Genomic DNA, 9851 nt, shown 5'->3' on the forward strand with positions numbered 1-9851 from the left:
ACCGGCGGATCTCCGCCCAATCTTCCACTGAAATCACCCTCCAAGAGTGTCGGAGGGGTCAAGATTCAACCGTCGCCTCGGGGTCAGTCTTCACCCGTCGTCGACAGCTGGCCTGCCCGCCTCCATCGGCCACGCAGCGGAGCTTCACGCGGACTACGTGTATGCCGGTCAGGCGCGAGATCGCCTCCTCCTCGAGCCAGGCCAGGGAGACAGATGGGCGTTGCTCGGAAGAAGTATCGGCACCCACCCCGTGAATCCCGCCAATCCGTTCTTCGGCGCGGACGTGTTCGGTGTCGATAGCGGTGTCAACGGATTGACGGCGGTGACCGAACATGGATCGAGTAATGACTCAAATACGGGGTATCTCGACCCCGGCACGGAGTCGTTATGGAATGTGGCTCATGCCACCACGGGACACCCGGATATGCTCACCGATGGGCCAGACGATGACCCGACCTCGGCCTATCGAAAGTACCTTGAAGGCAGGTCACCCAGTGAATAGACGGTTCGGCGCGGCCGCGGCCCTGTTCGCTGTCGTCATGCTCGCAGGTTGCGGGCCCCAGGAGGTTTCGATGAGCCCGGACAAAGCCCGCGATGCCCTCGTCGACCTGGCTCAGGAGACGGCCGAACATCTCGAGACCCAGGGCTGGGCAGCATCCAGCGCGCCATTGGTGGGCGAATGTGGGAGCGATGGGCACGTCAACTGGGGCTACTTCTACGCAACTTCCGCTCTGGGCGACGACCGAACGGCGGACACTGAGCGGGTCGCGGAACTGTGGCGGGCGAAGGGCCCAGAGGTCCGACTCGGCGCTGGGCAGGTTCCTGCGGTGTTCGCGACCGGCGGACCCGTGGATGCCATCAGCTTCACCGCGGGCCCAGCCACCTACACGATCGCGGGCACGTCACTCTGCGTTCCGGGTGACCTCAGCAAGATCATCGACGAGGATTACGTCGACTAGATAGTCCCCCGCACCCGCTGGGTATCGACCCGTGCATGAGAGGCCCTCATCTTCTACCAGAGTGAGACCACGCTATGGCGCTGAGCCGTCGCCGGATCCCACCCCAGGAGCATGCCATCGCCGAGGTTATCGACGCCCCGACCACCACCCACTCCCCGACCGAGCCCGCCCCGAAGCGTTTCGGCAAGCGTGGCTGGATCATCCTCGACCTCGCCGCGTCGGAGAAGACGGTCACCGCCTCGCACACCGCCCTGGTGGACGCGACCGCTGAGCTCGACGAGACCCGCACCGGCGCCCTCACCGTCTACACCGAGTCCGGCACCTTCGTAGCCGCGACCCGCCCGGAGCTCGTCTCCGACCTCGCCGCCATCGAGCGGCAACAAAATACCACTTGATCAGGTAATTGTGGTGCCGGCTACAGGACTCGAACCTGCAACCCCCTGGTTTCGACAACAGTTCTGCACTTTCCACCTTTGACCAGGTGTTTCCTCGTCACCGAAGGGTGAAAACCGTACGATCGGTTACCCGTCACTACCCGTGAAGATGGGCGTCTTTCCGCGGACGGCACGTGGAACTGAGCTCAATTCCGTGACGAAAACCGTGATGGATCTCCGATTCTAGATCACAGCAGCTCGTGCAGTCGCGGGCGCACATAACCTCCCGTCCCGTGCGTCCCACCCCGCCGCTGCTCCCCGAGCGCCACCCACTCGGCTGCGCCCTCGATCCGCTCGATGAGTGCGCGTGCGAGCGTTGCAGTCGCGTCCGCTCCGCCGTAAAACCCGGCCCAGGTCCCGGTCGCCTCCGCGAGCAGCTCGACATCCGGGCCGGCGGCGGATCGGAGCTCGTCGATCGCGGCCTGCGGATCGGCATCGAAGCGGTGCTTGCCGAGGATGGCACCGAGGCGCACGGAGAGCTGCGTGCGGGGATCAAGCGGTGGCATGTGGGCGAGGGTAGGCGCGAGGTCGGACGTCGCGCATAGGGCAGACGAAAGAGAGGGCCCGGCTAGCGCCGGGCCCTCAACGGTTGGTGGGCGTGTGTGGTGGTCAGTCACCTCCGTTCACGGTGGCGACACAGACGTCGTCCGGCCAGACATCGACGACGACGGTCGCCTCGAAGCCACCCGGGCCGGTCACCGGCACGTCGTACACGTCAATGTCGGCGTCCTCGTTGTGGAACCTGTAGGTCGGCTCCCCGTATTCGAGGTCGCCGCGGCGGGGTGTCTCCGCGTGGTGCGGCTCCTCGCATTCGGCGGGGATAGTGCCGTCCCGCATCCAGGCACGGGCCGCGTCCTGGCGGGGATCGCCGAGGCTGGGCGAGCAGGCGGTGAGGGCGAGTGCGGTCAGAAGTATGGCGCCGAGAGCGGCGCGTGTGGCCTACGGAGACCGCGACACCGCCAACCGCATCTGGCTCGACCAGCAGTACGAGGAGGCGAGCGAGCACCTCAAAGAACGCGGAACTCGAGCCTCAGCCGCCGACCGTGAGAGAGTTGACGCGCTCGAGGCGATCCTCGCGACGCTCAATCCAGACCAGGTCAGTTCCGAGCGCTTCCTCATCAGCCTGACCTCCGATCGCCCGCCGCTCGCAGCCGTTTCGATCGGCAACCTGGACGCCGCGGATAACGCGACATGGGCTGTGCCCGGCATGGGGTCGTCGGCGGAGAGTCTTTCGGATTGGGCGCGCGCCTCTGAGAATCTTCTGCTCGCACAAGAGATCGCTGACCCGAACCGCACACACGCGGTTGTCGCGTGGGTTGGCTACGAGGCACCGCCCGTTGGACCATTCGAGGTCCTGAGCAGCGACAAAGCAGAGGCGGGCGCAGCCAATCTGAACCGTGCCTTGGTTGGATTCAACGCCGCGCGGCCGGGCATCGACCTCAACGTGGTGGCGCATTCTTACGGAACGACGACAGCGTCGATCGCGCTTGCTCAGACGACTGCCCACGTCGACTCTTACGCGATGATTGGATCGGCGGGTCTGCCACCGGAAATCGACGAGGCTTCCGATCTGCAGGCAGAACACGTCTACGCCGGCCAGGCACGAAATGCTATCCTCGGAGACCCGTGTTTGGGGTCGACTCCGGCTCGGGCGGTGCTCCTACAACTGACCACGAAGCAACACCGGAAGTGGGCAACGGATATCTTGATCAAGCAACCGAATCTGTGCGCAACCTCGCGTGGGCCACGACCGGGCAGGGCGATCAGATGACAGAGCCGATCACACACGGACCGACGGTTTACGAGCAAATGCTGCGGGCGGCGATCATGAATGGGTAAGCCACTGCGGACGGTCGGTGTCCTGATCGCGCTCATCGCGACCGCGTCTTTGGCGGGTTGTGTACAGGAGGAAGAGATGACGCCCGGTGAAGCTCGATCCTCCCTCATACAAATCACCCAGGATACGGCGGCGTTGCTCGACGTCGTCGGATGGGAACGCCACGGCGACGCCACAGTCGGCCCGTGCGGCGACGGGGTCAACTGGGCCTATGTCGAGTCTGCACCTGTTCCGGATTCTGCTCCGCTCGATGACGCTAAAACTGTTGCCGACTACTGGGAGAGCCTGCGCATCACGGTGCGGATCAACACGGAGAAGTCACCGGTCGTGTTCGGCTCTGGTGGCCCTGTGACGGCGATCAGCTTCGGAGCGGGGCCGAACACGTACAACATCGCTGGAACATCAGCTTGTGCACCGGGCGACTTCAGGTCGATCCTCAGAGACGGCATCACGGACTGAGTTCCGCGTATCGTCATCGCCATGATCGGCGATGGCGGGCTCAGCGGTGCGGTTCAGCCGCGGGCATCGCGATCCGCTCGACGAGCGCGAGCTGCCGCCGCGGTTCGAGGGCGGCGCAATCCGCGGTGGATGACGAGAGGCCCCGGCATTGCCGGGGCCTCAGTCTGTCGTCGTCTCTGCGGAAATTAGGTGTGGACCGCGGGCGACGAGGTATTTATGCGCGGTCAGGACGCGGGCACGTTCCATTTCTGGGCCGCGCGACCATCGCAGGGCGCCAGCGTCATGTGCGACCACGGACCCTCCATCACCGGGACCGGCGTCGGCAGCGGCGTTGCCGTCAGGCACTGATCCGGAGACCCCGCCAGCCGAATCGTGTGCGAGGTGCGCGGGTTACCCGTCGCCCCACTGCGGATCCACTGCTGCGCGGCGTCATCCGTTGAGACCATCACGTGGACGGTGCCATCAGGGCGGGCGGTCAGTGCTCTCTCACCACTAGGAGCGGCCACGGTGATGCGCTGCGGCGTACCGGTCTCGGCCCGGGCCCACCGCTGGTTCCATCGAATCCCCGTGTCGGTGCGCCCATCCCGGAAGCACGGCTCGCTTGCGAGGTGCGCAGCGCCAGCGTCCTCGAACGGGACCGTAAGGCAGCGTTGCTCCGCGGCGTTTACGAGCTGGTGTGTGGCAGAGCCAGCATCGCCCGCGCCGACGCCGACGGCGGGAATGAGCTCTGCAGGCCCCGCTGTGGTCTGGCTCCAAAGGACGTTGCCTGAGACCCGGATCCACCCGCTGCGGGTCGTGTTTGAGGCCGAGCGGAAGACGAATTGTCCGGGCCGCTGAGTCCAGCTCGCGGAAGCGCCCTCGGGAACCGCTGGGCCGCCGGGCGCGGCGCCCAAGTAGTCGACGATCTGCGGGCGCGTGATATCGCACTGCTCGAGCGTGACCCGCGCCTGGTGCGTGATGGGCGGTTTGCGCTGATCGGTCAGGCAAAGCTCGACCATCGTCCCCACAGTCTCTGCTAGGCGGATCCGGCCGTCGGCGCTGTGAACCCACAGTGCGAGCGGGTCGGGTGCCGCACTGGCGGCGAGCACCTCCACCTGACTGCCGGCCGTGGCAGCCGCTGCGGTGAGCCGCCCGTTCATGGCCTGGATCTCGCCGCCTGCCTGTGGTGGCGGTGCCGCTCCGCCCTCTACATCGTCGCACTCCGCGGCATCCGGCAGCGAGACCCCGCTGGGAGCGCCACCCGCAGCCGTCACGGCCTCCGCGATCGTGCCGCCCTCGGCGATGCGTCCGCCGTTAATCCGGGCGTGCCAAGTGCCCACGTTCTCGTGCGAGCTTGCGGCGATCCACTCGCTCCCCGCCGCGCTCGTGACGGTGCAGACACCACTCGACGGTGTGACGCTGATCCCGAGCTCCGGGCGGGAGTCGAGCTCGTCAAGAGAGCCGAGCGCATCGCCCGAGATCGAGACCGCGGCCGCCTGTGCGATTGAGGCCTGGGCGAGGTCGTTGAGCGCGGCGGCGTCCTGGGCGGAGCGCACCCAACCGGGCACTTGCAAGACACCGAAGGTGGCGACGACGATGCCCACGGCGATGCCGCCGAGGACGAGGAACGGGTTTGCCATGTGAACTCCTTGATTGATGGCTTATGCGCGGACGAGGAAAACGAATCGGTTGCCCTCCGACGCGTTGGTCAGGCAGGTCTGCAGGGCCAGCGCCGTCCCCGCCGGCGCAGCGTCGAGCGCATCGCTAAGGAAGCCGCCCTAGGCGCCGGTGAAGGTGCCAATCACGCGATAAGTGCCATCCGCCCCGCCGCCCGCGAGCGTCACAACGTCGCCCTCGCGCAGGTCGAGCCAGGCTGCGGCGCCGTGGCAATGGCGGTGCGAGGCAGCGATCGGGAACCGGCCCGTCGAGGCGAGGTAGACACCGGTGCAGCGATCGAGGATGGCCTGCGCGTCGTCGGCAAAATACGCGCCGACGTGGCCGATCTGGACGTGGGTCGCGCGGGGTGCGGGCGGAGCTGAATTGTTGGTCATGGCGTCTCTATGCGCGGTGGAGCGCACAGCGTGGTGACACGTCGTAAGGGTTGCACTTTGCACGGGATTCGATCGCACTGGGACGTCAGCGACGGCAGTATTCCGTACCAATTCCGTGTCAGGAAGGGTGCAGGACGCGATCCAGGCCGCTGCAAAATGGCTCTTGATCAGGAAAATACGGTGCCGGCTACAGGACTCGAACCTGCAACCCCCTGTTTACAAGACAGGTGCGCTACCAATTGCGCCAAGCCGGCAAGGCGCCACCCAGTCTACGGCGCGCGGCGCGCCGCGCCGTTCCGTGACGACCGGAAGCGGTGTTATGGCGCCGGGGTCTCGGTCGCCGTGGGGGTCGGGGTCGGCGACGGCGTCTTTGCGGCCTTGCCGCTCGCGGTGGTGAGCACGAACTGCGAGAACTCGGCGGGGTCGCTCGTGTTGCCCATGTAGGTCTGCCCGTTCACGGTGACCATGGACGTGCCGGTGAGTGCGACGCCGTCGCTGCCGGCCACGGCCCGTTCCGTCGCCTCCTTCACCCACGACGCGAAGGCCTCGGTCTCGATGCACTCGCGGAGCTTCTTCGGGTCATCGGTGCCGTTCGCCTGCGCGATGTCGGCGAGTTCCTTGTCGGAGAACCCGTCGGAGTCGGGCGCGGGCTGGCGCGACAGCAGGTCGGAGGAGAACTTGTAGAACGAGTCGGGCGCGTACGTGGCGACGCACGCGGCAGCGCTCGCGGCGCGCAGCGAATACTTCGTTCCGTTCGACTTCGCCGTGAGCATCGACACGGGGTGGTACGTGAGAGTCGCGGCCCCTTCAGAGACCCACGACGAGAGTTGCGTGGCGTTGGCGAGCTGCCACTCACGCGCCGCGGGCGCGAGGTAGTCGACGTACACGTGGATCTCGACGGGCGCAGTCTCCGTCGCGCTCGGGCTGGGGGATGCCTCGCCCTCCGCGGCGGCCGATTCGCTCGGTTCGGGCGCCGGCGCTGGCGCCGGCGCGATCGCGCCGGTGGAGATCGACGTGACGACGAAACCGTCCTTCTCCGCAGCACCGGGCGAGAGCTGCGGGCGGTTCGCGTCGCCGCCGATCGCCCAGGCCACGACGACGGCGACGACCGCGACGGCGGCCGTGACACCGGTGATCAGTGCTACGCGACGAGCCACTCGCGCGCGCGACTGCTTGGCGCGCACCTGTTCCGCCTTCTCGCGCACCGCGTCGCGGCGTCCCTGCACCGTCGGCGAGCTCGCCGTTTCTGTGACCTCTGCCGAGGAGGCACCGGAGGATTCACCTTCGCGCGATGCGCCCTCGGGGCGGGCGGAGTCGTCGGTGGACATGGGACCTCTCGGAAGGCGGGCGGGGGTGGTCGCCCGCGACGGCTTCGACACGTGCGACGTGGCGCCACCGGGGCGGACGCGACCTCTCGATGCTAGGACCACTGGCTGGGAAATGCCCAGACACGACCTCCGCAGCAGATCACAAGCCCCGCTCGGGGCCGCACGTGCGATACTGGACGTGCGCCTGATGAGGGGCGCGCGGGACAAGCCCCCGCTCATCCATCACTACGGATCGTCCGGCACGTACCTGCCGGTGAAGGAGAAGAAAACATGGCATCCGTCACGTTCGACAACGCCACCCGCCTCTACCCGGGCGGCACGCGCCCCGCGGTCGACAAGCTGAACCTCGAGGTCGCAGACGGCGAGTTCCTGGTCCTGGTCGGCCCGTCCGGCTGCGGAAAGTCCACCTCGCTGCGCATGCTCGCGGGCCTCGAAGAGGTCAACGCCGGCCGCATCCTGATCGGCGACCGCGACGTCACCGACATCCCGCCGAAGGATCGCGACATCGCGATGGTGTTCCAGAACTACGCCCTCTACCCGCACATGACGGTCGCCGAGAACATGGGCTTCGCCCTGAAGATCGCGGGCGTCGGTAAGGAAGAGCGCGCGCAGCGCGTGCTCGAGGCGGCGAAGCTCCTCGACCTCGAGGAGTACCTCAACCGCAAGCCGAAGGCCCTCTCGGGTGGTCAGCGTCAGCGCGTCGCGATGGGCCGCGCCATCGTCCGCCAGCCGCAGGTGTTCCTCATGGACGAGCCGCTGTCGAACCTCGACGCGAAGCTGCGTGTGCAGACGCGTACGCAGATCGCGTCGCTGCAGCGCCGTCTCGGCGTCACGACCGTCTACGTCACGCACGACCAGACCGAGGCGCTCACGATGGGCGACCGCATCGCGGTGCTGAAGGACGGCATCCTGCAGCAGGTCGGCACCCCCCGCGACCTGTACGAGAAGCCCAGCAACGTGTTCGTCGCCGGCTTCATCGGCTCGCCCGCGATGAACCTGTTCCCCGCCGACCTCGCCGAGGGCGGTGTGCAGTTCGGGTCGGCAGTCGTGCCGATCGACTCCGACACGGTGGGCAAGGCATCCGGCTCGCAGGTCACCGCCGGTGTGCGCCCGGAGGACATCGTCGTGAACCCGCAGGACGGCAAGGGCCTGACCGTCACCGTCGACCTCGTCGAGGAGCTCGGGGCGGACGGCTACCTGTACGGCCACACCGAGATCGGCGGCAAGCGCACCGACATCGTCGCGCGCGTCGACGGTCGCAGCCACCCGAGCGCGGGCGAGACGGTCATCCTCGCGCCGGTGCCGCACCACGTGCACGTCTTCGACATCGAGACCGGCGAGCGCCTCACCGACAAGGCGATCGCCTCGGCCTGATCGATCCACGACGGCGCGGGCGACTCTTTCGAGCGTCCGCGCCGTCGTCGTATCCCGGCACGAGAGACCCGACACACCCGCGCACGAAGGCAGCCCGCTCAGTGGATTCCCTCAGCATCACCGCCAGCAGCATCGATCCGGGCCTGCTGGCGCTGCCCTGGTCCGTTCCCCTCGAGCAGTGGCGCAGCGACCACATCGTCTCCCTTCCGAAGGGACTGTCGCGCCACCTCGTGCGCTTTGCGAACCTGTCGGGCCGCGTGGTCGCGGTCAAGGAGACGACGGCCGAGATGGCGCGCCGCGAGTACGACATGCTCGGCATGCTCGGTCGCCTCGACGTCCCGTGCGTCGAGCGGGTCGCCGTCATCGACGGGCGCCGGACGGCGAGGGGCGAGCCGCTGCCTGCGGCACTGGTCACCGCACACCTGAAGTTCTCGCTCCCCTACCGGGCCCTCTTCACTCAGACGCTCCGCCCCGACACCGCCGTCCGCCTCGTCGACGCCCTCGCCGTCCTCCTCGTGCGGCTGCACACGGTCGGCTTCTTCTGGGGCGATGTGTCGCTGTCGAACACGCTGTTCCGGCGGGATGCCGGGGCTTTCGCCGCCTACCTCGTCGACGCCGAGACCGGAGAGTTGCACGAGGCGGGTCTGACGCGCGGCCAGCGCGAGCACGACCTCGACGTCGCCCGCACGAACATCGCCGGCGAGATCATGGATCTCGAAGCGGGCGGCCGCCTCGAGGGCGGCATGGATGCCGTCGAGGTCGCTGACGGCATCGTCTCGGCGTACCACTCGCTGTGGGCGGCCCTCACCGACCAGGAGACCTTCGCCGCGGGTGAGGCGTGGCACATCACCGAGCGGGTGCAGCGGCTCAACGACCTCGGCTTCGACATCGGCGAGATGTCGATCGAGCAGGACTCCGACGGCACGCGCGTGTCGATCCAACCCAAGGTGGTGGATGCCGGGCACCACCAGCGCCGACTCTTGCGCCTCACCGGCCTCGACGTCGAGGAGAACCAGGCGCGGCGCCTGCTCAACGACATGGACGAGTTCAAGGCGCGCGTCTCACGCCTCGGCTCCGACGAGGACATGGTCGCGCACGAATGGCTCACGCGCGTGTTCGAACCGGTCGTGAAGGCGATCCCCTGGGATCTCCGCGCGAAGCTCGAACCCGCGGAGGTGTTCCACCAGGTGCTCGAGCACCGCTGGTACATGTCGCAGGCGCGGGGACAGTCGGTGCCGATCGCCGAGGTGCTCTCCTCCTACGTCGACACGGTGCTGCGGCACCGACGCGACGAGGCGACGCTCATGGGCCCGCCGACCGAGACGGTGTCGATCCCGATCATCACGCAACCGATCGACACCGCGGAGGACGATGAAGAGGATGCCGTCGACTGGCGTGACCTCGTCTGACCCCGCCGTGGCGGATGCTGC

The 9851-nt window shown here is 67.5% G+C and carries 11 protein-coding genes and 1 tRNA gene; 6 read left to right on the plus strand and 6 right to left on the minus strand.

The window, feature by feature from the left end:
• Nucleotides 1–572: 572 nt before the first annotated feature.
• Nucleotides 573–959 (plus strand): hypothetical protein, encoded by a 387-nt coding sequence (locus ACRVYW_RS13890; protein WP_431805331.1) that lies wholly within the window; start codon nt 573–575, stop codon nt 957–959.
• Nucleotides 960–1033: 74 nt separating this feature from the next.
• Complete coding sequence (locus ACRVYW_RS13895; protein WP_431805333.1) at nt 1034–1354, plus strand: hypothetical protein; 321 nt, start codon at nt 1034–1036, stop codon at nt 1352–1354.
• A 227-nt stretch (nt 1355–1581) separates the two neighbouring features.
• On the opposite strand, the gene ACRVYW_RS13900 is transcribed toward ACRVYW_RS13895, so the two are convergent.
• Together ACRVYW_RS13900 and ACRVYW_RS13905 are read right to left on the minus strand one after the other, a co-directional pair.
• On the minus strand, nt 1582–1899 hold the full coding sequence (locus ACRVYW_RS13900; protein WP_431805334.1) for a hypothetical protein: 318 nt from the start codon (nt 1897–1899) through the stop codon (nt 1582–1584).
• Between the two features lie 103 nt (nt 1900–2002).
• Nucleotides 2003–2230, minus strand: a complete 228-nt coding sequence (locus tag ACRVYW_RS13905; protein WP_431805335.1) for a hypothetical protein — start codon at nt 2228–2230, stop codon at nt 2003–2005.
• A gap of 97 nt (nt 2231–2327) precedes the next feature.
• On the opposite strand from ACRVYW_RS13905, the gene ACRVYW_RS13910 reads away from it, so the two are divergent.
• Together ACRVYW_RS13910 and ACRVYW_RS13915 are read left to right on the plus strand one after the other, a co-directional pair.
• The gene (locus tag ACRVYW_RS13910) at nt 2328–3164 is read left to right on the plus strand and encodes an alpha/beta hydrolase (protein WP_431805336.1); all 837 of its coding nucleotides are present in this window, start codon (nt 2328–2330) and stop codon (nt 3162–3164) included.
• A gap of 144 nt (nt 3165–3308) precedes the next feature.
• A complete protein-coding gene (locus tag ACRVYW_RS13915) occupies nt 3309–3689 on the plus strand; it encodes a hypothetical protein (RefSeq protein WP_431805337.1) in 381 nt (126 codons plus the stop codon).
• Nucleotides 3690–3913: 224 nt separating this feature from the next.
• Here ACRVYW_RS13915 and ACRVYW_RS13920 read toward each other — a convergent pair whose 3' ends face one another.
• The 4 genes from ACRVYW_RS13920 to ACRVYW_RS13935 form a co-directional block, all read right to left on the minus strand.
• Complete coding sequence (locus tag ACRVYW_RS13920) at nt 3914–5308, minus strand: RICIN domain-containing protein (protein ID WP_431805338.1); 1395 nt, start codon at nt 5306–5308, stop codon at nt 3914–3916.
• A gap of 138 nt (nt 5309–5446) precedes the next feature.
• Entirely contained in the window at nt 5447–5719 is a 273-nt protein-coding gene (locus tag ACRVYW_RS13925; protein ID WP_431805339.1) for a hypothetical protein, read from the minus strand.
• A gap of 181 nt (nt 5720–5900) precedes the next feature.
• A tRNA-Thr gene (locus ACRVYW_RS13930) sits at nt 5901–5973 on the minus strand.
• 63 nt (nt 5974–6036) lie between these two features.
• Nucleotides 6037–7047 carry a DsbA family protein gene (locus tag ACRVYW_RS13935; RefSeq protein ID WP_431805340.1) on the minus strand — a complete coding sequence of 337 codons (1011 nt, stop codon included), beginning with the start codon at nt 7045–7047 and terminating at the stop codon, nt 6037–6039.
• 270 nt (nt 7048–7317) lie between these two features.
• Here ACRVYW_RS13935 and ACRVYW_RS13940 point away from each other — a divergent pair, with 270 nt between their 5' ends.
• Complete coding sequence (locus tag ACRVYW_RS13940) at nt 7318–8421, plus strand: ABC transporter ATP-binding protein (RefSeq protein WP_431805341.1); 1104 nt, start codon at nt 7318–7320, stop codon at nt 8419–8421.
• Between the two features lie 101 nt (nt 8422–8522).
• On the plus strand, nt 8523–9830 hold the full coding sequence (locus ACRVYW_RS13945; protein WP_431805342.1) for a DUF4032 domain-containing protein: 1308 nt from the start codon (nt 8523–8525) through the stop codon (nt 9828–9830).
• Nucleotides 9831–9851 lie beyond the last annotated feature (21 nt).

This window comes from Microbacterium sp. bgisy203 (assembly GCF_965345155.1).
GTDB lineage: Bacteria > Actinomycetota > Actinomycetes > Actinomycetales > Microbacteriaceae > Microbacterium.

What these genes read in the sequence shown, in the direction of transcription:
- ACRVYW_RS13890 (WP_431805331.1), top strand. Translation starts at nt 573, where the DNA reads ATGAGCCCGGACAAAGCCCGCGATGCCCTCGTCGACCTGGCTCAGGAG.
- ACRVYW_RS13895 (WP_431805333.1), top strand. Translation starts at nt 1,034, where the DNA reads ATGGCGCTGAGCCGTCGCCGGATCCCACCCCAGGAGCATGCCATCGCC.
- ACRVYW_RS13900 (WP_431805334.1), bottom strand. Translation starts at nt 1,899, where the DNA reads ATGCCACCGCTTGATCCCCGCACGCAGCTCTCCGTGCGCCTCGGTGCC.
- ACRVYW_RS13905 (WP_431805335.1), bottom strand. Translation starts at nt 2,230, where the DNA reads ATGCGGGACGGCACTATCCCCGCCGAATGCGAGGAGCCGCACCACGCG.
- ACRVYW_RS13915 (WP_431805337.1), top strand. Translation starts at nt 3,309, where the DNA reads ATGACGCCCGGTGAAGCTCGATCCTCCCTCATACAAATCACCCAGGAT.
- ACRVYW_RS13920 (WP_431805338.1), bottom strand. Translation starts at nt 5,308, where the DNA reads ATGGCAAACCCGTTCCTCGTCCTCGGCGGCATCGCCGTGGGCATCGTC.
- ACRVYW_RS13925 (WP_431805339.1), bottom strand. Translation starts at nt 5,719, where the DNA reads ATGACCAACAATTCAGCTCCGCCCGCACCCCGCGCGACCCACGTCCAG.
- ACRVYW_RS13935 (WP_431805340.1), bottom strand. Translation starts at nt 7,047, where the DNA reads ATGTCCACCGACGACTCCGCCCGCCCCGAGGGCGCATCGCGCGAAGGT.
- ACRVYW_RS13940 (WP_431805341.1), top strand. Translation starts at nt 7,318, where the DNA reads ATGGCATCCGTCACGTTCGACAACGCCACCCGCCTCTACCCGGGCGGC.